21 protein-coding genes are annotated in these 23,069 nt (G+C 63.4%); 16 read left to right on the top strand and 5 right to left on the bottom strand.

Features of this window, described 5'->3' with window-relative positions:
• The first annotated feature begins 3 nt into the window (after nt 1-3).
• From DY468_RS13210 to DY468_RS13165, 10 genes are all read left to right on the top strand, one after another.
• Entirely contained in the window at nt 4-447 is a 444-nt protein-coding gene (locus tag DY468_RS13210; protein WP_164605261.1) for a UCP034077 family protein, read from the top strand.
• Nucleotides 423-887, top strand: coding sequence for a peptidylprolyl isomerase (locus tag DY468_RS13205; RefSeq protein WP_164605260.1), 465 nt, complete (start codon nt 423-425; stop codon nt 885-887). The genes DY468_RS13210 and DY468_RS13205 overlap by 25 nt, the downstream gene beginning before the upstream one ends.
• Nucleotides 888-1,016: 129 nt before the next feature.
• On the top strand, nt 1,017-2,099 hold the full coding sequence (queA, locus tag DY468_RS13200; protein ID WP_164605259.1) for a tRNA preQ1(34) S-adenosylmethionine ribosyltransferase-isomerase QueA: 1,083 nt from the start codon (nt 1,017-1,019) through the stop codon (nt 2,097-2,099).
• A complete protein-coding gene (gene tgt, locus DY468_RS13195) occupies nt 2,096-3,232 on the top strand; it encodes a tRNA guanosine(34) transglycosylase Tgt (RefSeq protein WP_164605258.1) in 1,137 nt (378 codons plus the stop codon). The genes queA and tgt overlap by 4 nt, the downstream gene beginning before the upstream one ends.
• Nucleotides 3,233-3,524: 292 nt before the next feature.
• Entirely contained in the window at nt 3,525-3,851 is a 327-nt protein-coding gene (locus DY468_RS13190; protein ID WP_164605257.1) for a hypothetical protein, read from the top strand.
• Nucleotides 3,852-3,960: 109 nt separating this feature from the next.
• Nucleotides 3,961-5,115: an acyl-CoA dehydrogenase family protein gene (locus tag DY468_RS13185; RefSeq protein ID WP_246700971.1), complete on the top strand. Its 1,155-nt coding sequence runs from the start codon at nt 3,961-3,963 to the stop codon at nt 5,113-5,115.
• A 163-nt stretch (nt 5,116-5,278) separates the two neighbouring features.
• Nucleotides 5,279-6,115, top strand: coding sequence for an enoyl-CoA hydratase/isomerase family protein (locus DY468_RS13180; RefSeq protein ID WP_164605255.1), 837 nt, complete (start codon nt 5,279-5,281; stop codon nt 6,113-6,115).
• A gap of 3 nt (nt 6,116-6,118) precedes the next feature.
• Nucleotides 6,119-6,853 (top strand): SDR family NAD(P)-dependent oxidoreductase, encoded by a 735-nt coding sequence (locus DY468_RS13175; protein WP_164605254.1) that lies wholly within the window; start codon nt 6,119-6,121, stop codon nt 6,851-6,853.
• Complete coding sequence (locus DY468_RS13170; protein WP_349644276.1) at nt 6,850-7,767, top strand: alpha/beta hydrolase; 918 nt, start codon at nt 6,850-6,852, stop codon at nt 7,765-7,767. The genes DY468_RS13175 and DY468_RS13170 overlap by 4 nt, the downstream gene beginning before the upstream one ends.
• Nucleotides 7,768-7,813: 46 nt before the next feature.
• Nucleotides 7,814-9,169, top strand: coding sequence for a phytoene desaturase family protein (locus tag DY468_RS13165; RefSeq protein ID WP_246700970.1), 1,356 nt, complete (start codon nt 7,814-7,816; stop codon nt 9,167-9,169).
• Here the strand turns inward: DY468_RS13165 and DY468_RS13160 are convergent.
• Entirely contained in the window at nt 9,145-10,203 is a 1,059-nt protein-coding gene (locus DY468_RS13160) for an MBL fold metallo-hydrolase (RefSeq protein WP_246700969.1), read from the bottom strand. The genes DY468_RS13165 and DY468_RS13160 overlap by 25 nt on opposite strands.
• 289 nt (nt 10,204-10,492) lie before the next feature.
• On the opposite strand from DY468_RS13160, the gene DY468_RS13155 reads away from it, so the two are divergent.
• The 6 genes from DY468_RS13155 (at nt 10,493) to DY468_RS13130 (ending at nt 16,989) form a co-directional block, all read left to right on the top strand.
• Nucleotides 10,493-11,179, top strand: a complete 687-nt coding sequence (locus DY468_RS13155) for a TetR/AcrR family transcriptional regulator (protein WP_164605252.1) — start codon at nt 10,493-10,495, stop codon at nt 11,177-11,179.
• Between the two features lie 170 nt (nt 11,180-11,349).
• Nucleotides 11,350-12,558, top strand: coding sequence for an aromatic ring-hydroxylating oxygenase subunit alpha (locus tag DY468_RS13150; protein ID WP_164605251.1), 1,209 nt, complete (start codon nt 11,350-11,352; stop codon nt 12,556-12,558).
• Nucleotides 12,558-13,115 carry an aromatic-ring-hydroxylating dioxygenase subunit beta gene (locus DY468_RS13145; RefSeq protein WP_164605250.1) on the top strand — a complete coding sequence of 186 codons (558 nt, stop codon included), beginning with the start codon at nt 12,558-12,560 and terminating at the stop codon, nt 13,113-13,115. Before DY468_RS13150 ends, DY468_RS13145 begins: the two co-directional genes overlap by 1 nt.
• 219 nt (nt 13,116-13,334) lie before the next feature.
• Complete coding sequence (locus DY468_RS13140; RefSeq protein WP_349644275.1) at nt 13,335-14,927, top strand: acyl-CoA synthetase; 1,593 nt, start codon at nt 13,335-13,337, stop codon at nt 14,925-14,927.
• Between the two features lie 113 nt (nt 14,928-15,040).
• Nucleotides 15,041-16,192 carry an enoyl-CoA hydratase-related protein gene (locus DY468_RS13135; protein WP_164605248.1) on the top strand — a complete coding sequence of 384 codons (1,152 nt, stop codon included), beginning with the start codon at nt 15,041-15,043 and terminating at the stop codon, nt 16,190-16,192.
• 188 nt (nt 16,193-16,380) lie between these two features.
• A complete protein-coding gene (locus tag DY468_RS13130; RefSeq protein ID WP_164605247.1) occupies nt 16,381-16,989 on the top strand; it encodes a TetR/AcrR family transcriptional regulator in 609 nt (202 codons plus the stop codon).
• A gap of 405 nt (nt 16,990-17,394) precedes the next feature.
• On the opposite strand, the gene DY468_RS13125 is transcribed toward DY468_RS13130, so the two are convergent.
• From DY468_RS13125 to DY468_RS13110, 4 genes are all read right to left on the bottom strand, one after another.
• The gene (locus DY468_RS13125) at nt 17,395-17,697 is read right to left on the bottom strand and encodes a DUF2218 domain-containing protein (protein ID WP_164605246.1); all 303 of its coding nucleotides are present in this window, start codon (nt 17,695-17,697) and stop codon (nt 17,395-17,397) included.
• 109 nt (nt 17,698-17,806) lie between these two features.
• On the bottom strand, nt 17,807-20,110 hold the full coding sequence (locus DY468_RS13120; RefSeq protein ID WP_164605245.1) for a TonB-dependent siderophore receptor: 2,304 nt from the start codon (nt 20,108-20,110) through the stop codon (nt 17,807-17,809).
• Nucleotides 20,111-20,260: 150 nt separating this feature from the next.
• Entirely contained in the window at nt 20,261-20,746 is a 486-nt protein-coding gene (locus DY468_RS13115) for a GNAT family N-acetyltransferase (RefSeq protein WP_246700968.1), read from the bottom strand.
• Nucleotides 20,747-20,770: 24 nt separating this feature from the next.
• Complete coding sequence (locus DY468_RS13110; RefSeq protein ID WP_349644274.1) at nt 20,771-22,936, bottom strand: TonB-dependent receptor; 2,166 nt, start codon at nt 22,934-22,936, stop codon at nt 20,771-20,773.
• Nucleotides 22,937-23,069 lie beyond the last annotated feature (133 nt).

Genomic DNA, 23,069 nt, shown 5'->3' with positions numbered 1-23,069 from the left:
TCAATGCTGCCGCGCCGGCGGAGTGCCGTTGCGGTAGCGTTGGTCGCCGTAGCGATCGGTGTCACCGATCGCCCCTCGTTGGCACAGAAAGCGCCGATCGAAAATCTCAACGCATTGTTTTCGGCGTTGAAGCAATGCTGGCGTCCGCCGCATCTGCCGGCCGGTGATCCCGGAAGGCAGATCACGGTGAAGGTCAGCTTCAAGCGCGATGGCGAGATCCTCGGCAAGCCGCGGATCACCTTTGAAAGCCCGGAGGCCGGCCGGGACGACAGCCTGGCCTATCGCGTCGCGGTGATGGAGACGCTGCAGCGGTGCACGCCGCTGCCGTTCACGCCCTCGATGGGGGGCGCCGTCGCCGGACGTCCGTTCACGCTGCGGTTCGACGACCGCAGGCAAAGTCCCAGAGCAACAGAGAAGAGAGCATGGCTGATAACGACAACATCCTGATCCTCGAGACCACCCAGGGCACCGTGAAGATCGAGATGCGCCCGGATCTGGCGCCGAACCACGTCGCCCGGATCAAGGAGCTGGTGCGCGATGGCTTCTACGACGGCATCGTGTTCCACCGCGTGATCGAAGGCTTCATGGCGCAGACCGGCTGCCCGCAGGGCACCGGCATGGGCGGGTCCGGCACGAAGCTGAAGGCCGAGTTCAACGCCGAGCCGCACGTCCGCGGCACCGCCTCGATGGCCCGCGCCGCCAATCCGGACTCTGGCGACAGCCAGTTCTTCATCTGCTTCGACGACGCCCGCTTCCTGGACAAGCAGTACACTGTCTGGGGCAAGGTGATCGAAGGCATGGAGAACGTCGACAAGATCAAGCGCGGCGAGCCGGTCAAGGATCCGGACAAGATCGTCAAGGCGACCATCGCGGCCGACGCTGCCTAAGCGTCGCTCGCGTCAGCCAACTAAGGCTGACATCACTACAATGAAGGTGTCATGCCCGGGCTTGACCCGGGCATCCATCTTTCGAAGAGGATGGATCGCCGGATCAAGTCCGGCGATGACGGGTACCGTATGCGCACCGATCTGTTCGACTTCGATCTGCCTGCCGAGAACATCGCACTGCGGCCGGTGAGCCCGCGCGATGCCGCGCGGATGCTGGTGGTGCGCCCGGGTGCGCCGCTCGAGGATCGGATTGTGCGCGATCTGCCGTCGCTGCTGGCGCCCGGCGATCAACTCGTGGTCAATGACACCCGGGTGATCGCAGCGCATCTGATTGGCCGCCGGATCGGCCGCGGCCCTGAGCCGAAGATCGAAGCGACGCTGATCAAACGGCTCGACGGCGGGCGCTGGCAGGCGCTGGTCAAACCCGCCAAGAAGCTGCTGCCGGGCGATGTCGTGCGCTTCGGTCACGACGGCCGGGTCTGTCTGCTCGGTCATCTCGACGCGACCGTCGAAGCCAAGGGCGAGGCCGGCGAGATCACGCTCGCGTTCTCGTTCCACGGCCCGGTGCTCGACCAGGCGATCGCGGAGATCGGCGCCACGCCGCTGCCGCCCTACATCGCCTCCAAGCGCGCGCCCGACTCGCAGGACGTCGCCGATTATCAGACGATGTTCGCCGCCAATGAGGGAGCTGTCGCGGCGCCGACCGCGGGGCTGCATTTCACCGCCGATCTCGAAGCTGCGCTGGCTGCGCGGGGCGTCGGGCTGCACCGGATCACGCTGCATGTCGGGGCGGGGACGTTCCTGCCGGTGAAGGCCGAGGACACCAGCGAGCATCGCATGCACGCCGAATGGGGCACGATCAGCTCCGGCACCGCGGATGCGCTGAACGCAGCGCGTGCGGCGGGAGGCCGGATCGTTGCAGTCGGGACTACCTCGCTGCGCTTGTTGGAAAGTGCGGCGCGCGATGACGGCCGCATCGCGCCGTTCGCCGACGAGACCTCCATCTTCATCACGCCGGGCTATCGCTTCCGTGCCGTCGACGTGCTGATGACCAATTTCCACCTGCCGCGGTCGACGCTGTTCATGCTGGTGTCGGCGTTCTGCGGCCTCGACACCATGCAGGCGGCCTACGCCCACGCCATTCGGACCGGTTATCGGTTCTACTCCTACGGCGACGCCAGCCTGCTGTTCCGGAACGACATCACCCCATGACCGTGCCCAATCACTTCGAACTGCTCGGGACCGACGGCGCCGCGCGCACCGGCCGGCTCACCACGCCGCATGGCGTCGTTCGCACCCCGGCCTTCATGCCGGTCGGCACCGCAGGCGCCATGAAGGGCCTGCACTGGCGCGAAGTCCGCGACGCCGGCGCAGATATTGTGCTCGGCAACACCTATCACCTGATGCTGCGGCCCGGCGCCGAGCGGATCGCGGCGCTTGGCGGCTTGCAGCGCTTCACCACATGGAACGGCCCGATGCTGACCGACTCCGGCGGCTTCCAGGTGATGTCGCTGGCGCAGCTGCGCAAGGTCAACGAACAGGCGGTGACGTTCCGCTCGCACATCGACGGCGCAGCGATCGAATTGTCGCCGGAACGCGCGATCGAGGTGCAGCGTCTGCTCGGCTCCGACATCGCGATGCAGCTCGACGAATGCGTGCGGCTGCCGGCGGACCACGCCGACATCGAACGGGCGATGCAGTTGTCGCTGCGCTGGGCCGAGCGCTGCAAGCGCGCGTTCGAGACCGCGCCGGACGGCTACATGCTGTTCGGCATCGTGCAGGGCGGCGACGTGCCTGCGCTTCGCCACGCCTCGGCGCGGGGATTGATCGACATCGGCTTCCACGGCTATGCGATCGGCGGCCTTGCGGTCGGCGAACCGCAGGAGGTGATGCTGGAGATGATCGAGGAGGCGGCGCCGATCCTGCCAACGGACCGGCCGCGCTATCTGATGGGCGTCGGCACGCCCGAGGATATTCTGGAAGCGGTGGCGCGCGGCATCGACATGTTCGACTGCGTGATGCCGACCCGCAATGGTCGCCACGGCCTGGCGTTCACGCAATACGGCCCGATCAACCTGCGCAACGCCAAGCATGCCGACGATCCGCGGCCGCTCGACGAAGAGAGCGACTGGCCGTCGACCCGCAACTACTCGCGAGCCTATCTGCATCATCTGGTGAAGTCGAGCGAAACCCTTGGCGCAATGCTGCTGTCGGAGATCAATACCGCTTACTATCAACGGTTGATGCGCGACATCCGCGCCGCGATCGCCGCGGGTCAGTTCGAAGAGTTCAGGCTCAGCACCCGCGCCGGGTGGGAGCGGGGCGACATCGCGGCGCGGGCGTAACGGACAGGTTGCCGCAGCGCTTAAGCTGCGGCCTTTTGAACAGCCGCACGCATTCATCGGGCCCTGCGTCGGTCATTCCCGACACCCGGCGGTTAATGCCCAGCGCTGAGTTTCCCAGGGTTAGAGAAGTCCTGCGCTTGATGGCATCGGGGCCGTGCCTGGGGGCTCGCAACAGGTGCTGCCTCATGGTGAGGAGGCGCACAGCGCCGTCTTGAACCACGCGCCGCAGGTGATGCGGCCCCCTCATCCTTCGACACGCCCGGCTTTGTCGGGCTCATCAGGATGATGACTTTTGGACCCGTGGCAAGGGCCAAGTTCGCTTCCGTCAATCAATGCAACGCTTGAGATGGTGGGCGCCGCAGAACACCGAGAAGCGGTCGCCGTAGCCATTGTCAACGTCGGCGACGCGGTGGATGTCACCGCTCTCTTCCTCGATGCAGACGAGCTCGGGCGTGGCCGCGAGCTGTCCGAGAACGTCGGGTATGCAGTCGAGGTTGGCCCTCTTTTGGACGATCTCGTTCGCTTCCGAAAAAGCATGGTGCTGGCCATTGCGGCCAGCGTTTGGACGTTGGCCTTCGCCTTGGGGGGCTATCGTTTGGCTCCGGCGGAGATTCCGTGAGCCCTCCAAACCCTCAGCAGCTCATTGTCATTGCGTCGCGTGTCTGCCTAAAATATAAACCGACTCGTCGGTCTATTAATTCGGCCGATCGCGCATGGGAGACCGCAAGATGTTCGAATTCGCCGAGCCAGCTTTGCCGGAAGGGGATCTGGCGCTCGTGAGAGCTCAGCTCCGCCGGTATGTGGACGAGCGGATTTCGCCGGTGGCTCAGTCGTGGGAAGAGGCCGGCGAGATTCCGCGCGAGATCTTTCGTGAGATGGGAAAGCTCGGCTTTCTCGGGATGCGGCATCCGACCGAATATGGCGGCGGCGGCATGGGGGCATTGTCGTCCGTGATTTTGGCGGAGGAGCTGTCTCGCTCGTCGTTCGGCGGAGTCGCGAGCGCGTTGACGGTGCATTCGGACATGTCGATCTCGCACATCGCGTATCGCGGCAGCGAACAGCAGAAGGAGCGCTATCTCCCGCCAGCCTGTGCCGGTGAAAAGGTCGGTGTCATCTGCGTGACCGAGCCGCATGCCGGCTCCGACGTTGCCGGCCTCAAGACCCGTGCGACGCGGGTCGATGGCGGGTGGTTGATCAACGGGTCGAAGACTTTCATTACCAACGGCGTTCTCGGCGACATTTACATCGTCGCAGCGCGTACCGATCCGGATGCGGCGGGCGCGCGCGGCATCTCTTTGTTCGTCGTGGAGCGCGGCACGAAAGGGCTGTCGGTATCCGGAAAGTTGCGGAAGCACGGCTGGCTCAGCTCCGACACGGCGGAACTGTTTTTTCAGGACATGCTGGTCCCCGAGGACGCGCTTCTGGGCGAAGAGGGCAAGGGCTTCTACTACATTATGGGCACGTTCCAGAACGAGCGCCTCGTGATCGGCGGGCTCGTCTCGGGCGCCTGTGCGAAGGCGATCCAACTCACGTTGGACTATCTTCGTCAACGAAAGGCGTTCGGGAAGTCGCTTTGGGATCAACCGGTGGTTCGCAACAAGATGGCTTGGGTGGCTGCGAAGGCCGCCGGTGTCCGGGCTCTCACCTACCAATGCGCGACGATGATCGACGACGGGCAGGACGTCGTCCGCGAAGTCTCCATGTTGAAGGCGCTTGCCGGCGAGACGCTGCAGGAAGTGGTGCACACTTGCCTGCAGCTTCACGGTGGCATCGGCTACATGTCAGGAACTCCGATCGAGCGGATGGTGCGTGACGCGCGGATTTTGACGATCGGCGGCGGCGCGACCGAGGTCATGCTCGAGGAGGTCGCCAAGCGGATGTGATCCGTCGTGTTCTGCTGCGCCGGTTGTGATCGTCGGCGCAACCGCGGTTGCGATTGACATAATCCGACTGGTCGGTCTATTTATTGATGGCGCGGATCTGGTGTGACCACTGCCGCGACGACCACTCACAAGAGTGGCGACAATGCTGAAAAGGGAGGAGCCGATGCAGACCGAACACGAGACGACGGTCGCCACATCGCTGCTGGTCGCCACGGGACCAGTCACAGCGGAGCTCCATCCCGACGGCGTTGCCCATGTCCGGTTGAACCGACCCGAATCCGCCAACGGGCTGAACATCGAGCTGCTCACTGCGCTTCATCAGACGATCATGCTGCTCCATGGCGACGACCGTGTGCGCGTCGTTCTGCTGACGGGCGAGGGCGCTAATTTCTGCGCGGGCGGCGACGTTCACACCTTCCTCGCCAAGGGCACGGAATTGCCTGCCTACATTCGAGTGGCGACGGCTTATCTCGGCATGGTTGCAAGTAGCTTGATCCGTCTGAAGGCGCCGGTCGTGACTGCCGTGCAGGGATACGCTGCAGGCGGCGGAGGCATGGGGCTGGTATGTGCATCCGATTTCGTCGTGGCCGCCGAGTCCGCAAAATTCATCGCCGGCGCGACGCGGGTTGCGATGGTTCCGGACGCCGGCGTGACGGTGACGCTGACGCAGCTCGTCGGCTTCCGGCGCGCGATGGAGATCCTGATGCTCAATCCGGTGCTCGATGCGCCACAGGCCCGTGACATCGGCTTGATCACGCGCGTCGTGCCGGATGCCGAGTTGCTCGATCAGGCATGGGCCTTGGCGCGCACGCTTGCCGGCGGTGCCCCGGCTGCGCTGGCGAACACGAAACGCTTGCTCTGGAATGGTCTTGGAGAAGGCGTCGAAGCTGCCATGCCGGAGGAAAACCAAGCTCAGGAAGTGCTGTCCGGGATGGCCGATGCTCGTGAAGGTCTCTCGGCCGTGATCGAAAAGCGCAGCCCGAAGTTCACCGGACGCTGAACGATGACGGTGCAGACCAAGCGACACGCACTAGTGGCGGGCGGCGCAAGTGGCATCGGTGCCGCCGCGGCGTCGCACTTGGCGGCGGATGGCGTCGCGGTGACGATCGTCGACCTTGATCAGAGCGGTGGCCGGCGCGTGGCCGAAGAGATCGGTGCCTGCTTTCTGACGGCCGATCTGACGAACTACGCGGCGGTCCGCGAGACCATCGCGACCCGCGGACCGTTCGACATTCTGGTCAACAGCGCGGGCGTCGATCAGCACGCCTTCTTCACGCGAACCAGCCCGCAGGAGTGGGCCAAGCTGATCGCCGTAAACCTGATCGCGGTGCTCAACACGACGCATGCTGTGCTGCCGTCGATGCAGGAGCGCCGCTACGGCCGCATCATCAACGTGGCGTCGGAGGCCGGTCGCCTCGGATCGCGTGGCGGGGCGGTTTACGCCGCGGCGAAGGGCGGAGTGATCGCCTTCACGCGGTCGATCGCCCGGGAGAGTGGCGCGATGGGGGTGACGGCCAATGTCGTGACGCCTGGTCCGATCGACACGCCGCTGCTTCGGCGTGCGGTTTCCGAAGGGGGCGACAAACTGATGGGGGCGATGACCTCCGCGACGCTGCTGGACCGTCTCGGCTCGCCCGATGAAGTCGCCGCCGCCATCGCTTTTCTAGCGTCTGAAAGGGCAGGCTACATCACCGGCGAAGCGCTCGGCGTCTCCGGCGGCATGGGATGCGGCGCGTGACGCAGGACTCGGTCGATGCGGTTGTCGCCAGGATCCGCCGGGTGTACTCGCGGTGGCGCCGAGATACTCCAGTTTCGCAGATGCGCGCGGATTGGGATGCTCTGTTCGATGTCGAGATCGATGCAGAGGTCGAGCCGGTCGACGCAGGCGGCGTGCCGTGTCACTGGATCAGGCCTGCACGACAACGAGCTGACGCCGTCATCGTCTATCTCCACGGCGGCGGCTATCGGGTCGGCTCCGTGGCGTCGCACCGTGACCTGATGGCGCGGCTTGCGACCGCGGCCGGCGTGCAGGTGATCGGGATCGACTATAGGTTGGCGCCCGAACATCCGTTGCCCGCGGCGATCGATGATGCCGTGGCGGTGCTGGATTGGCTGGAGCAGACCGGCTTCGCCGCCACGCAGACGGCCGTAGCAGGCGACTCTGCGGGGGGCGGCCTTGCGGTTTCAGCGATCCTGTCTCGACTGAAGGATGGAAAGCCGCGGCCCGCAGCCGCCTATCTGATGTCGGCATGGACCGATTTGACCGCGTCGGGCGTGAGCTACGCCGAGCGCGCTGAGCTCGATCCGATTCATCAGCGCCATCTCATCCAGGCGATGGCGCAAGGCGCGCTCGGGCCGGATGGCGCGACCGATGATCCCAGATGGTCGCCGTTACGGGCGCCTCGCGAACTCCTCAGCAGATTGCCGCCGATGCTGCTTCAGGTCGGCGAACGCGAAACGCTGGTCAGCGACACGGTCGATTTTGCGGCGTTGGCGCAGGCCGAGGGAGTGCCGGTGCAATTCGAAATCTGGCCGGGAATGATTCATGTGTTTCAGCAATTCGCCCGCGATCTGCCTCAAGCGGAAGAGGCGATCGCTGCCGGCGGCCGCTTCATCGCAGCGCATCTCGGCTCGGCCGCGAAGATCGAATGATGGCGGCCGCACCTGACCATATGGCCAAGACAGCCAGGAGGCTCACTTGAGTGATACATCAGCTCTGCATTTCGATGCTCTCGTGATCGGCGCCGGCGCCGGCGGCCTGACGGCTGCAGCGCGCCTGGTCGCTGCGGGCAAATCGGTGCTGGTTGCCGAACGTTTAGACCGCCTGGGAGGCCGCGCCTCGAGCGAAGTCATCGACGGGCACATCGTCAATGTCGGCGCGATTGCGATCGAGCGAGGCGGAGTCTTCGAGGAGACATTCGATCTGCTTGGCGTCCCTCTGGATATTCGTGAACCCAATCCTGCCACGGTGTTCCTCATCGACGGCAAGGTCATCAACGTCGCCAAAGGCGGTTGGGGAATGCTGCTGGGCACGTTCACCAAGCAAGCCGCGAAGATCGGGGCGAAATTCTCCGACGCCCGCGCCGGCGATCTGCCTGAAGCCAAGCTGACGACCAAGCAGTGGCTCGAGCAATACACATCCAATGCCACGGTACATGCGATCTTCCGCAACCTTTGCGCTGCCATCTTCGCCGTCAACGCGGACGAACTGCCGGCGCGCGCCTTTCTCACTTATTTCGCGGTGAAGGGAGCGTTCAAACGTTTCGGATTCTGCCCACGGGGCACAGTAGGCTTGTGGAACGACTTGGCGGAGGGCATCCGAAGCCGCGGCGGCGACGTGTGGACCGGAGCGGCGGTCACCGGCCTCGAGGTGCGCAGCGGCCGGGTCGTCGCGGTGACGATCGAGCGCGCGGGCTCGACCGTTCGAGTTGAGCCCGGCGTCGTGATCAGCAATATCGGTCCAGCAGCAACGGCCTGTCTGCCGGGCGCCGATGCGATGGGGACGGCCTATATCGATCAGGCCAAGGCGCAGCCGAAGCCGGCCGCCAACATCGTCATCAACTTTGCCACGCGCGAGCGTCTACTCGACGTGCCCGGTCTGGTGACCTTCGGAAAGACCCGGCGGCTGTGCAACATGGGCGAATTGACCGCGACCTGTCCCGAACTCGCCCCGGCAGGCTGGTATCAGTACGTCGCCTACGCCGTTCCGCGGCCGGCAATCGGCGATTTCGACGATCAGTCTGAAATCGATGCGTCACTGGCCGATCTCCGCGACCTGTTTCCGGCATTCGTAGATGCCAAGATGCTGTCGGTCCGTGTCATGAAGGGCGAGTGGCCGGCACAGCGGTCCTGCGCCGGGTTCGACTTGTCGCAAGACACCCCGCTGGCAAATCTCTGGCATGTAGGCGACGCGGTGAAAGACTATGGCGACGGCGGCACGCAGGCCTGTGCCTTCACGGGCCGTGAGGCTGCAAACAAGGCGTTGGCCGAACTTGCCGCTACCGAGGTCGCATCCCGATCGGTTGGCGGTCAGCGCCTGGCGGTGAAGACGTAGCGATCCTGTCGTGATACGACGTCGAGAATCCCGCGTCGCACCAGCCGATTGGCATGTGCGAGCGTCTCGGCGAACGCGAACCCCATTTGGTGGGGGTCCAGCGGACGGCTGAACAGCAGCGGAACGAGCTCCGCAATCGAATGCTGATGGGCGCTGCACGCTTCGGCCAGAATGCGGCAGCGGTTCTCGTGATGGTCCACCAACTCCTGCGCGCGCTGATGGAGACCGTAGAACGGTCGCCGGTGTCCGGGAAGTACGAGGACATCGTTGGGGATCTGGCTCGCCAGCAGACGGAGGCTGCGCAGGAAGTGCCCGAGAGGATCGCCGTCCGGCTCTCCGGCCCAGACGGCGACGTTCGGCGAAATCCGCTCCAGCACTTGATCCGCGACGAACAGCAGCCGGTCCTTCTCGCAGTAAAGCATGACTTGCTCGGCCGAATGACCGTCGCCGGTGAGCACGCGAAAGCTTCTGTCGCCGAGCGTCAGCATATCCCCCATCACCAGGCGCAGAAACGTGTCGGGCAAAGGGCCCACTTGTCGTAAGTACTCGTGGCCCTGCGTGCTGACGATGCGCGCAGCATCGTCGTCCATACCGTGACTCTCATAGAACAGCCGGTTCGCCGGCGATTCGAAAGCCTGCGGGTCGAGCGAGATCACCCGGCAGCTCATATAGCTCGACAGGCTGGTGAGGAGCGGCGCTTGAAAGCGTTTGCACAGCCATCCCGCAAGGCCGATATGGTCTGGATGGTGGTGTGTGACCACGATCCGCGTGATTTTGAATCCGCGCAATGCGCCGCCGAAATAGCCGTCCCAGACTGCGAGTGCCTCGTCCGCCGATAAACCGGTGTCGAGGATGGCCCAGCCGTCCGCATCTCGGATCAGGTAGATGTTCACATGATCGAGCTGGAACGGCAGCGGCAGACGTAGCCAGAGCAGGCCGGGACGCACCTCTGTCACCTCGCCAAACTGCGGCGGCTGGGGAAAGGGAAAGTCCAAGTGGGCCGGAGCAGGCGCGGCGGTGTCGGGCTGCATCATCGTCCTTCCGTGTTTGCTCGGTCCACGATCATTCAGTGTTTCGAACGATCGTCGATCTTCGTGCCGGTGGCGCAGATCAGAAATCCGCCTGACGGCGCGCCGGCATTGGCTCGTGCACCGATTGCGCGGCAGGACAATGTCGCGTCCATTCGGACAAGTGGCCCGCATGTTTGATCTGTGGCAAAATATAAGACCGACGGGACGGTTTATGTCAACGCGTTCAGCCGCGCTGGTGCGCGCTCACCGATGCACCAGATGACGCGCTCCGGACCGCAAGCTGCGATTGCAAATGCAAGAGGGGGCAGGAATGCCACGCGTTCGAGCCGACAACTACGATGACAAGTACCGAGCGATTCTCGACAGTGCCGCGGCTCTGTTCGCGAAGGTCGGCTACCCGAGCGCCAAGCTGCAGGATGTCGCGAAACTATGTGGCGCAACCAAGTCGATGCTGTACCACTACTTCCCCACCAAGGATGATCTGCTACTCGCGCTGCTGATCGATCATCTCGAGCGTCTTCTCGCCGAGATCGATCAGGCGCTGACCGAAAGCCGAGCTCCGGATGAACAGCTTCAGCGCTTCATCGACGTATTCGTGACGAAATCGGCGCAATCGCGTCAGCGTCATGTGAGCGCCATGAATGATGCCAAGTTCCTGCCCACTGAAAAGCGCGCGCAGGTCTTGCGGCTGGAACGAAAGGTGAGGCGAACGCTGGGCGGATTGCTTCGCGACGTCAATCCTGGCTTGCCAGACGAGGTTTATGCACCCTACGCAATGCTGTTGATCGGAATGCTGAACTGGACCGATCTCTGGTATCGGCCGGCGGGAAAGATGAAGCCTCGTGAGCTTTGCGACCGGATTGCGCGGCTCTATCTCGGCGGCTTTCTGGCCGAGACGTCGGAGGGGCGGTCGCCGGAGGACGAGGGACGGGCGCCGCGCGGCCACAAGGCGCGTGCTCACAAACTATCTCGAACTTGATCTCCGCTGCTGCTTAGAGCGCCGGTTGCGACCGTTGCTGTCACGCTCGCGATTGACAATTGTTTGCATTCTATTTATAGACCGACTGTCCGGATTATAAAGAAGAGACGGGAGAAGCGCCGGTGGAAGTTGGTCTGCACAGCCCTTGGGAGAAGCTCATTCGGCCAGGAATGGTCCATGGCTCTCTCTATTCCGACGCCACGATCTTCAAGGAGGAACTGGAGAAGATCTGGTTCAAGACCTGGGTCTACGTCGGGCATGACAGCGAGGTGCCCAACCTCAACGACTTCGTTACCAAGTCGATCGGACCGATGCCCGTCCTGATGGTTCGCAATCAGCACGGCGAGATCAATCTCCTTCTCAATCGCTGTCCTCATCGTGGCAATGCGGTGTGTGTGCAGGACAAAGGAAATCGCAAGTCGTTCACCTGCCCATATCATTCGTGGACATTCGCGAACGACGGCAAGCTGATGAACTACGCCTTCCCAGAAGGATATGCCGGAACCGACAAGTCGGGCCTCGGTCTGGCGAAGGTGCCGCGCGTGGCAAGTTACCGCGGCTTCGTCTTCGCCTCGATGGCGCAAGACGGACCGTCGCTCGAAGAGCATCTCGGCGGTGCGCGCCGAACGCTCGATCAAGCCTGCGAAAACTCACCGACCGGCGAGCTGGATCTCAGTGCCGGCTTCCTGCGTCATCGCGCGCGAGCCAATTGGAAGTTCATCCTGGAGAACGAGTGCGACGGCTATCATCCGGCATTCGTGCACTCTTCGATTTTCTCGGTCGCAGACAGTGCCATCGGCAGCCTGTATGGCAACGACGCTGTCGCTGTCACGCGCGGCTTTGGAAATGGCCACACCGAGGTCGACCCGCGGCCGGAATTCCGCCGCCGCGATCAGCCGATGAGCTGGTTCGGCACGACGGCCGAGAAGCTGCCGGAATACACCGCGCAGATGAAGTCCGCCTATGGCGACAAACGCGCCCGGCAGATCATGATCGATGGAATGCCACACGTCATGATCTTTCCTAATCTGTTCATCGCCGAGATCCAGATATTCGTCATTCAACCGGTGTCGGCCGTGGAGTCGATCCAGCACGTCACTGCGATCCAGTTCAAGGATTCGCCGGAGATCAACCGGCGGCTCAGGCAGCAGACGATGGGATCGGTCGGCCCGGCGGGATTCCTGCTCGCGGACGATACCGAGATGTACGAACGGAATCAGCGAGGGCTGGAGATCCGTTCGCCCGAATATCTCTATCTGAAGCGGGGCGAGCATCGCGAGCGGCGCGACGACGACGGATTCGTCGTCGGACATTCGACCGACGATCTGCCGTCACGTGAAATCTGGAAGCACTACCGCACGCTGATGGAGGCCTGCTGATGGATGCCGAGACGAGCGAACGCCCTGCACAGGACATCCTGAAGCAGTGGAGCGGCCGGGATCTGAGCTACGCCGACAAGGTCGACGCCGATCTCCATCATCGGGTGAGTCAGTTTCTCTATCGCGAAGCGCACCTGCAGGACACTCACGAGTACGATGCGTGGGAGGCCCTGTGGACTGACGACGCGGTGTATTGGGTGCCGGCCAACGGCGCCGATACAGATCCGGAGCGCGAGATGTCGCTGATCTACGACAACCGATCGCGTATCGCATTGCGTGTCCGCCAGTTGAAGACCGGCCGACGTCATTCGCAGACACCACCGTCACAGCTCGCACGTATCATCGGAAATATCGAATTGTTGCAGTCCGAAGGCGAGGACATCGGGGTCGCATGCAACAGTCAGATCTTCGAAACCAATCTGCGTGGCGACACGATGTGGGCGGCGCGCTGTTGCTATCGACTGCGACGACAGAATGGAATGTTGAAGATGGCGTTCAAGAAGGTCGTCCTCGTCAATAACAACAAGCCGATCTATACGATCTCGTTCCTGATCTGATCGCAACGTCGGTTCTCGCGTCCGATGATCGCGACGGGTGGGGAATCCGCGAAATTGAACGCGGTGCGACCGGTCGGAATGCGCGACAATTAAGCCGCGGCTTGCAGGCCGACAGGACGGAAACCGCGGCCAGGAATTAGACCGACGCGTCGGTCTAATGATGTGCCCCGTTAAGAGGGCCAATGATCGCCGCGCCGAGGCACCAAGCTCGGAATTCGCGTGATCGAATCGAGGGAGAACGACCAGGTGAAACTCAACTTGACCGATGGACTGCATCGTCAGATCCGATGCGCGCCCGACGCCGTGGGGACGATCTTCGGCGATCGGCGTCGAACATGGCGGGAACTTGCGGATCGGACTGCGCGGCTCGCCGCGGTCCTCCAACAGATCGGCATGGCGCCGGGCGACCGCGTTGCGATGCTCGCGCTGAATTCGGATCGCTATCTGGAGTACATGCTCGGCGTCTGGTGGGGCGGCGGTGCGCTCAATCCGGCGAATACCCGCTGGAGCGCGGCCGAAGTCGCCTTTTCTCTCGACGATTGCGACACCAACATCTTGCTCGTCGATGATCATTTCCTATCGTGGTGCGACGACCTTCGGGCGCTCAGCAGGTCGCTGAAGACGATCGTTTACTTCGGCGACGGTATCGCGCCCGAAGGCGTGCTGCACGCTGAGCAATTGATGCGGGAAGCCCGGCCGGTGGGAGATGCACGGCGCGGAGGCGATGATCTCGCCGGCGTGTTTTACACGGGCGGCACCACGGGGTTTCCGAAAGGCGTCATGCTGAGCCACAACGCGCTGCTCGGGAACGCGATCTGTAATCTGCTCGACGTGGCTTACGGTTCCGACGAGGTCGTGCTCGCCGTTGCGCCGATCTTTCACCAAGCCGGGATGTGTATCCTGATCCGAGCATTGGTGCGAGGTTGCAGAACCGTCTACGTAGAGGCGTTCGAGCCCGCGCAGGTGTTGCGGGCGATCACGACGGAGCGGGCGACGTTCACACTGCTGGTGCCGACGATGCTGCAGCGGCTGATCGAACATCCCGAGTTCGGCGAGTTCGACCTCGGCAGCCTGCGAAAGATCGTGTACGGCGCGTCGCCGATCAATGAAGAGCTTCTTGGGCGGCTGTTGAAGGCGCTGCCACAGGTCGACTTCTACCAGGGTTACGGCATGACCGAGACAGGAGGGCCGTACACGATCCTGCCGCCTCATTGCCATCGCTCGGACGATCCCGCCGACAAGGCCCGTCTGCGGTCGGCCGGGAGACCGGCGTGGGGCATCGAGATGCAGATCCAGGATCTCGACGGCGCGGAGAACCAAGTCGGAGCGGTGGGCGAGATCGTCGCTCGCGGCATCGGCGTCATGACCGGCTATTGGAATCGAGAGCAGGAAACGACGGACGCCTTTCGCAACGGGTGGCTGCGCTCTGGCGACATGGGCTACGTCGATCCCGAAGGTTTCTTGTTCATCGTGGACCGGCTGAAGGACATGATCGTTTCCGGAGGCGAGAATGTCTACTCCGCGGAGGTGGAGAACGCGTTGGCGCGGCATCCCGCGATCGCGAGTTGCGCAGTGATCGGCATTCCGAGCGCGCGGTGGGGCGAGCAAGTCCATGCCGTCGTCGTCCTTCGCACAGGCGCCGAGGCGACATCAGCCGAGCTGCGCGACCATTGCCGCAAGTACATCGCCGGCTACAAGTGTCCGGCGAGCGTCGAATTCCGCGACGCATTGCCGGTGTCGGCGGCTGGTAAGCTGCTCAAGCACGAGTTGCGTGGGCCGTACTGGGCCGTACGCGAGCGCGCCGTTGGTTGATGGAGCGTGGCGGCCGCAACAGCGGCCGTCCGTGACTGGCAATTAAGACCGCATTCGTCCCGTTAGGAGGTGCACCCATGCAACCAAGGAGTCGAGCGGATCTGGCGCGCTCGTTGTACGACGCTTTGTCTGCCGGAGACCGCGAGCATCTCGACCGGATTCTGCATCCAGATTTTGTCGGAGAGATCGCAGAAGGCATGCCGTTCCAGGTCGGCGGCAAGCACGACGGCGCGGCCGCGATGCGTCGCAACGGCTGGGGCGGAATCGCAAGGCATTTCGATGCTCGGGCCGAGCCGGACAATTTCCTCGAGATCGGCGACGATCGTTTGCTGGCAACTGGCCGTTATCGCGGGCGTAGCCGAAACGGTGGAGCGCTCGACGCTGCCTTTGCGCACATCCTGACATTCGACGGTGAGCGGATCAGCGCGCTCCAGCAATTCACCGACACCGCGCGTTGGCGTGACGCAGCCGGCCCGACGACGGGCGTGGTGCGGCTCGATATCGTGGAAGGCATCGCCACGCTTCGGCTGAACCGGCCAGAACAAGGCAACGCCATCAATGAAGCGATGGCGTCCGAATTGAATGCGGCCGTGAAGGCGATTGCGGACGCCAGCGGCGTGCGCGCAATCGTGATCGCAGGGTCGGGAGCCAACTTCACTGTCGGCGGCGACGTCGCATTGTTCGCCGGCACCGAGCCGGCCGAACTGCCCGCCCGTTTGCGCTCAATGATCGACGGATATCATCTCGCCATCGAGAGGCTGACGGGCTTCGATGCGCCTGTGATCGCAGCCGTTCGGGGGGCGGCGGCAGGGGGAGGCTTGGGCCTTCTTTACGCCGCCGACATCGTGGTCGCAGCCCACGATTCTCGGTTCGCGCTCGGCTACGCCGCGCTCGGCCTGACTTCTGACGGCGGCAACACCTGGTTTCTGCCGCGGATGGTCGGCATGCGCCGGGCTCAGGAACTCTTTCTGCTGAACCGCCGCCTGACCGCCGATGAAGCCCTCGCATACGGCATCGTCACCCGGGTTGTGGCCGATGGCGAGGTGGAAGACGAAGCCTATGGGATCGCCAGAAAGCTCGCGGCTGGTCCGACCAAAGCTTACGGCGCGATGCGCCGGCTGCTCCGCCAATCCTTTGAAACCGGGCTGACGGAGCAACTCGGCGAGGAATGTGAGACCATCGTCGTTTCGGCCCGAACCGGTGACGCACAGGAAGGTGTGGTGGCCTTCGCCAGTAAACGTCGTCCTCATTTCCGTGGTCTGTAAGCCGGCGTTCGTGCGCGCCTCAGGTTTCGTCTGTCTGCTTCCGCATGGGCTTCGGGCAGGGCGGTTCGAATGCCTCCCTAATCCGGTCGGCCGTTCGATAAATGATTGCACCGGCCGCGTCTGGGCAGTAACGGAGGCGCAAACAGACAACCGGTCCGACTCGCGGTCGGACGGCTCGAAAGGCTGTAATGGCGCGGACCCGCTCAGAAAACTACGACGACATCCAGAATGGGATTCTGACCGTCGCTTGCGAACTATTTGCCCGGCAGAGCTACATGCGGGCCTCGATCGCCGAGCTCGCGGACGCCTGCCGGTTGTCCCGTGGAGCGCTCTATCATTACTTCCAGTCCAAGGAAGCGATCCTGTTCGCCATCCTCGATGCCCACGTCCGGCGCATGATCGCGGACGTCGAGGACGCGATCGCAGCCGAGACGGACACGCTTGCTCAGTTTCGTGCCGCGATCCGCGCGATCGTCGAGCTCAACGCGCGTTCTCCTAACGAGCAGCGTCTCATCCTGAACGATATGGCCTTTCTCAGCGAGGCCGAGCAGACGTCGATCAGAGCGTTGGAGCGGCAGATCGTCGAGATCGTTTCGGAACTTCTGATCCGATTGGACAGCCGGCGCAAGATCGTGAAGCGGACCAAGACGGTCTACACCATGATGCTGTTCGGGATTCTGAACTTCAGTCACACTTGGTTCGATCCAGCCCGTGGACTGAGCCCGACCGAATTCGCCGACACGGTCGTCGACCTGTTTCTTTATGGGTTCACCAGCCCAGCTCCGGGCGAGGGGTGAGTGCAACTGAAGCGGCTGAGCGGGCCAGTACGGATACTCTCAGGCAATCTCAGGGTGGATTGAGCGTCTATGCTCCGTCATCGACGGCTGGCGGCTGGCATCGGTGCCGCTGCTCGCGTGGCCGGCGGCGTCGCTGCACGGCTCGGGAATTGCGCTGCGGTTGCGGTCAGCGCTGAACTCGGAGGTCTCGGCGGTATCGTTCAGATCCGGGCGTTCTGGGGCGGGCGTCGGAGCCGTTCCGAGCGAGCCACCCCAGGACTCGTATTTCTGCTCGCGAACAACATTCTCTGAGCGATAAGCGAGACTTTCACCGAGACCCTCGAGGCTTACCCCGCCGTTGCCGAACAGAACGTCTCCTCTATGTCGACCTACACGCGGTTGTATCGTTGGCTGACAAGTAGCTCCTTACTCCCAGACGAAGCACAGCTGTTCGCGAAATGCGAAGCGTTCGATATGGCTCACGACGACCTCCTGGAAGGTGGTCATGTTGGCCGCATTGGTCGCGGTCAGATCGATCATCAAAGCGTCGGACGTGGCGGTCAGCCGAGCCTCTCCCAGCGGCAAAGAAATCCGGCCCTGGCTCAAATCGAACTCGGTTTCGAATTTATGCGACCAGTGCTTGCAGAGTTGCTGAAGATAGCGGCTGGCGTGGACCGTCGGCACGGAGGCGTGGGTCGTTTGTGAGCCGGAGGTCGGGGATGAGTTCATGCACGATCTCGATGTTGATTGATTGATGAACGGCTCAGGCGGGGCGCTGCCTGAGCCGTTTCGTTTTGTTTGCACGGCGTCGCTGAACCGCGCGCCGCACGATCGGCGATCAGAAGTTGAAGGTCGCCGACACCATGTAGGTGCGAGGCGCGCCGACGGCCAGATAGCCGCGCGCAGCCGACAGATAATAGGCGGTATCTGCGACGTTCTCGATGGTGGCGCGCAGCACGGCGGGTTTTCCGTTCGGAGCCGTGAACGTGTAGCGGGCGCCGAGGTCGACCCGCGTCCAATCGGACACGGTCTGGGTGTTCGCCTGATCGTAGAATACATCAGCCGTGTGGATGACGCGGCCGGTGAGGGTGACGCCCGGAGCCATCCAGGCCGGCAGATCGTATTCGCCGTAAAGGGTCAGCGAGGTGGTCGGCACGCCGGGCACGTCGTTGCCGTTGTAGCGGCCGCCGATCGTCGATACCAGTTTGGCATCAATCAGGGCGATGCCGCCAAGCAGCCGGAACCCCTTGAACGGTTCGCCGAAGACGTTGAATTCGGCACCGCGGTTGCGCTGCAGCCCGTCGACCGAGAGGATGTTGGTGGTGGGGTCGGTGTAGGCACTGGGCTGCTCGATCTGGAACAGTGAGGCCGTCAGCGCCACGAAGCCGAAATCATACTTGGCGCCGACCTCTTGTTGCTTGCTGACCATTGGCGGAAACACCGTGTCGGAGTTTCGCGACGTCGGTCCGGCGTCGAGCGATTCGATGTAGTTTGCGTAGATCGACAGCTCGTCCGTCGCACGGATCACGGCGCCGACGGCGGGGCTGAAGCGAGCTTCGTTATAGTAGGACGAGCGGGTGCCCTGCGTGGGCCCAGCCGCGGTGACGAAGCCGGCGAGTGCGATGTCCTGCCAACGGCCGCCGAGGGTCAGAAGCAGCCGGTCGTTGAACAATGAAAGCGTGTCGGAGACCGCGACGCTGCGAGCGGTCAGCCGCGACAGCAGCGGCCGGTCGTCGGACTGCGCGAATCCGCTGGTCTGAAAAGCCCCGGGCAATGGGCGGACCGGATTGTAGATGTTGGTCGCGTAACTGTACGACTTAAAGCCGAGCGTTCCGCCGCGATACAGCTCGTTGTTGGCCTCCACTGCCGAGATGTTGAGCTGGTGGCCGATCACGCCGGTCCTGAATTTCGACCGCAGCCCGATCTCGCCCGTATAGCCCTGCAGCTCCTGCGGCTGGATTGCGAGCGTGTTGGTCGCCGTCCCGTTGTAATTGGTGATCCGGTAGGACGAGGTGAGAAAATCTTCATTGTAGATGCTGCCGCCACCGGCAAGATACAGCGTGGTGTCCGGCAGAATGTCGTATTCGGCGCGGCCAGCGATCATCTTGTAGCGGCTGTCGATGTACTCGTCCTTGCTCGCGGTGTTGATGCGGCCGTTCGGTGCGGGTGGGATGACGATGTTCGGCACCGCCGAGTTGAACAGCGACGTTGGGGCATTGATGTGCTGGACCGAGCTGTTGAGATCCAGCGAGGCGCGGAAGTCTTCGCTGCGATAATCGAGGCCGAGCGAGGCGACGCCGACCTCGACCGAATTGAGCTCCAGCGGCGTATCGCCATTGCGGTAGGAGCCGTTGAAGCGAACGCCCCATTCCTTGAAGTCGCCGAAACGGCGACCGACATCGATGTGGTTCCAGAACTGAGAGTCGCTCATCCAGCCGGTCGTCAGGCGCGTCAGCGGTTCGTCGCCGGCCCGCTTCGGGATCAGGTTGATGGTGCCGCCGACGCGGGCGGTGCCGCCGCTGAGCAGCGCGCTCGGGCCTTTGAGGATTTCGACCCGCTCGATGCCCTCGAGGAAGCTCCGCCGCGGATTGGCCAGATAGAACAGCCCGTCATAGGCGGTGTCGAGGTTGGTCACCGAAAAGCCGCGGATGAAGAACGAGTCGCGCTCGCTGAACGGGGGGGCGTCGTTGCGAACCGACGGATCGTTCGACACGACGTCTGCGATGCTCCGTGCCTGCTGATCCTCCATCAGTTTGGAGGTGAAGCTGGTGATGTTGAACGGCGCCGAGAAGATCGAGGTGTTGCCGAGCAGGCCGAGGCGCGCACCGCTGGCAACCTGGCCACCGGCATAGGGGACCGGCGGCTGTCCGACCGTTCCGGTCTGCGGCACCCCGGGGGTGGGGAAGACTGACGGGGGCGCGTCGGCTTGCCGCGCGCGAGGACGGGATGCCACCCGGCGCGGATTGGCGGCAGTGCTCGCAGGCCGGCTCGCTGCGCGCTGACGCGCTTGCGGTTCGAGGATCTCGATCGGAGGCAGGTTCGTCGAGCGCGCCGACGACGTTTGCGCCAAGGCGCCATCGGCAAGCGGCATCACGCCGAAGCCGGAAACGACCAGAGCGACCTGACCAACTTTCTTTCTCATCAATATCTCCGAGATGTTCTTTGTGGAATGTCGTGGAGGGCTATCGTCGCGCCGCGGAAGCTTGCGGGCGATCAGCTGTGATCTGGGGCCAGGTTTCGCTGCCGCGTTGAGCAGCGGGTCGAGGCCGCATGCGAGGGAGGGAGCGGCGGTTCATCGCAGCCGCGCCATGCAATGGGCGTCGACGAACTCACCGTCTCTAAAGCTGGCGGCCTTGTGGGTGCCCTCGATCGTGAAACCGAACTTCGCGTACAGCGCCAACGCTGCGACATTGTCGGTGAACACCGTCATCTCCAGCCGTTTGATGTTCAGCCAGTTGTCGGCGGTGTCGATCATCGCGGCGAGCAGCTTCGAGCCGACGCCGATGCGCGCGTAGTCTTCGTGAACGCCGATCCAGAATTCCGCTGCGTGGGCGCGGCGCCCGTAAAACGGGCGCAAGGCTGACGCTCCGATGATGCGTCCATCCAGCTCGGCCGAGTAGTGCAGGTCGCGCGGGGACTGCGGCTCCAGCCATTTGGCGATGGTTTCGAACGACTCGAAGGGAAGGGCGAGAGTCCAGAACCGAAAGGCGTGTTGATTGACGATGTCGTAGATGTCGGCGGTATCTTCCCGGCGCATCGCTCGAATGATCACATGCATGTCGTTGTCCATGGCGCGGGCCTGCTAGAACGTCAGCTTGGCGCTGACGAGGTAGGAGCGGCCTGGGTCATAGAGTGGCCGCACGACGCCGCTGCCGTATTCGAGGCCGTAGGTGCCGCGTGCCGCATAGGTCTGGTTCAACAGATTGCGAACCTCGCCGCGCAGCGTGAGCGAGGGCAGGGCGAACGGATGGTGTTCGGCAAAGACGTTGACGACCTCGTAGCCGTCGAGCCGTCCGATCCCGGTGAAAGGGTTCAGCAGGCTGTCGTCCTCGAAAGCGATCTCCACATCACCGCCGATCGTCAGGCTCGATGACGCGAAGCTGTGCGCGACCTGGACCGTCAGGATGTCGCCGATCGGAGCGGTCAGGTACTTGCCGAGGTAGCTGTCGGCGGGCCTGCCGTTGATCGTCGCGTCGGTGCGAACGAACTGCAGGCGAACAGAGCCAGCGTCCCAAGAGTAGGCGCCGGCGACGTGGAAGCCCTCGCTCTGCACATCGAAGGCGCGCAGCGCCATGTCGGCGCCCCACAGTGGGACGCGGGCATCCCGGATTCGAGTCCGGAATACGCCGCCCTCGATCCGGAAGCTCGTAAAGTGCGCCACCAGGCCGGCGGTGGCGTTGTCCGAGGTGACCGAACGCGGTCCGGTGCCGTAGTTCCAGGCCGGGTTCTGGACGTAGTTTTCTGCAAGCGGAACGCCGGCCCAGACGTTGGAGTAACCTGCTTTCGCGGTCAGGTGACTGGTCAGGGCGTAGTCGCCCGATACGTTGCTGCTCAAGCCCTGGTCGCTGGAGCGGAAGCCGTTGATGCCGCCGAACTGCTGATGGTCGCCGCGTAGCCCGAACGACAGCTTGGCGTTGTCCAGGAATGTCAGGCGGGCCTGTGCGTAGGCGCCGACATTGTTGGCGGTCTCGGCAGTTCGGTAAGTCCGTTCGATCGATCGGGCGCGGTCGCGATAGAAATCGATGCCGGCAACGATGTCGCCGATCGGCAGCGCGAACTTGTTCTCCAGCTTCCCGTTGAGACTGTCGGTGACGCCTTCGCTGGTGTAGCTGTAGGTCTCAGGCGTGGCGCCGGCGTACTGATCGACCGCGACCTGAGTGCGGTTGTAGCCAAGCACGACATTCGGATTCCACCACCCCTCCGGAGAGACATTAGAGTAGCTGACGACGGTGTTCTGCCGGTCGAGCTTGTAGGGGCGGACGGGCGGCGTCGTCTGGGGGCCGTAGATCTGCACCGCATTGGCGCGGAACGGCCGGATGGCGTTGTCGCGGATCTGCTCGTGGCTGATGGACAAGCGATGTCCGTCGGCGTTCTGATAGGCGAGCTTACCGAGCCCGCTCAAGACATTGGTGGCGCTGCCGAGCACCTGTTCGCCGTTACCGGCTCGAAACTCGCTGCCTTTGCCGTAAGTGAACGAGCCGAGCGCCTCGAATTCGCCCTGGCGGCTGTAGCTGGTGAGGTTGGTGGTCGAGACGTTGCCGTTGAAATTGAACGTCGACTTAATCGAGCCCCCGAAACCGTCCGCGGAGAGGAAGTCTCGTGCGTCCTTGGTGAAGTAAGCAATCGCGCCGCCGAGCGCGCCGGGGCCGGCATCGGCTGGTGCCACACCGGCATCGACGCGGACCGCCCTGAGCAAGCTGGGGTCGATCATCGTGGTGGCGTTGTGGTGGAATACCTTGTTGTTTTGGCGTGAGCCGTCGATCGAGATCGCCAGATTGGTTTCCTCAATGCCCTGGACATAGAGCTTCTGGGACATCGGCAAGGATGATCCGACCACGATGCTTGGTTCGCCGCGGAACACGCCTCTCAGGTCGGTCGCATTTCGGCGTTCGATATCGGCGCTGGTGATATCGATTTCGCTGATGCCGCCGCGCCCGATGCTGACCTCAGTCACACTGATTGTTTCGAGCGCGATGGCGGCGTCGGGCGCCGACTCGATGGTGACGGTGCGGGGGCCGGTGAAGCGATAGGCGAGGTTCGACCCAGCGAGAATCTCGCGCAGCGCGGTCTCGGCGGCGAGGCGGCCGCTGACGGCGGGTGAGGCACCACTGATTGCGCCTTCGCCGAGCCGAACGACCTGAATACCTGTTGTCGTCGTGAAGTCGGCCAGCGCCGACAGGCGCGGCTTGGGCTCGATCCGGAAGTCGAACGTCGCGTCCGCTTGCGGCCGGGCTTCGGACGCGGTCACGAGAAGTGCCAACGCACAGAGGGAGGTCCCGCACCTCGATCCGGCGACACTGGCAAATCTTCGCATGGTCTTGACGTCCCCCACGACGGTCGAGGGGTACGCGTTCAGAGCCCTCGCTGATCAACGTGCGTGC

This window comes from Rhodopseudomonas sp. BR0M22, assembly GCF_010907035.1.
GTDB lineage: Bacteria > Pseudomonadota > Alphaproteobacteria > Rhizobiales > Xanthobacteraceae > Rhodopseudomonas.
Note: the sequence above shows the minus strand (reverse complement) of the source record. Positions and strands in the feature narration are given on the sequence as shown.

Coding starts and splice junctions, on each gene's coding strand:
- DY468_RS13210 (WP_164605261.1), top strand. CDS start 4: ATGCTGCCGCGCCGGCGGAGTGCCGTTGCGGTAGCGTTGGTCGCCGTA.
- DY468_RS13205 (WP_164605260.1), top strand. CDS start 423: ATGGCTGATAACGACAACATCCTGATCCTCGAGACCACCCAGGGCACC.
- queA (WP_164605259.1), top strand. CDS start 1,017: ATGCGCACCGATCTGTTCGACTTCGATCTGCCTGCCGAGAACATCGCA.
- tgt (WP_164605258.1), top strand. CDS start 2,096: ATGACCGTGCCCAATCACTTCGAACTGCTCGGGACCGACGGCGCCGCG.
- DY468_RS13185 (WP_246700971.1), top strand. CDS start 3,961: ATGTTCGAATTCGCCGAGCCAGCTTTGCCGGAAGGGGATCTGGCGCTC.
- DY468_RS13180 (WP_164605255.1), top strand. CDS start 5,279: ATGCAGACCGAACACGAGACGACGGTCGCCACATCGCTGCTGGTCGCC.
- DY468_RS13175 (WP_164605254.1), top strand. CDS start 6,119: ATGACGGTGCAGACCAAGCGACACGCACTAGTGGCGGGCGGCGCAAGT.
- DY468_RS13160 (WP_246700969.1), bottom strand. CDS start 10,203: ATGATGCAGCCCGACACCGCCGCGCCTGCTCCGGCCCACTTGGACTTT.
- DY468_RS13155 (WP_164605252.1), top strand. CDS start 10,493: ATGCAAGAGGGGGCAGGAATGCCACGCGTTCGAGCCGACAACTACGAT.
- DY468_RS13150 (WP_164605251.1), top strand. CDS start 11,350: ATGGTCCATGGCTCTCTCTATTCCGACGCCACGATCTTCAAGGAGGAA.
- DY468_RS13145 (WP_164605250.1), top strand. CDS start 12,558: ATGGATGCCGAGACGAGCGAACGCCCTGCACAGGACATCCTGAAGCAG.
- DY468_RS13130 (WP_164605247.1), top strand. CDS start 16,381: ATGGCGCGGACCCGCTCAGAAAACTACGACGACATCCAGAATGGGATT.
- DY468_RS13125 (WP_164605246.1), bottom strand. CDS start 17,697: ATGAACTCATCCCCGACCTCCGGCTCACAAACGACCCACGCCTCCGTG.
- DY468_RS13120 (WP_164605245.1), bottom strand. CDS start 20,110: ATGAGAAAGAAAGTTGGTCAGGTCGCTCTGGTCGTTTCCGGCTTCGGC.
- DY468_RS13115 (WP_246700968.1), bottom strand. CDS start 20,746: ATGCATGTGATCATTCGAGCGATGCGCCGGGAAGATACCGCCGACATC.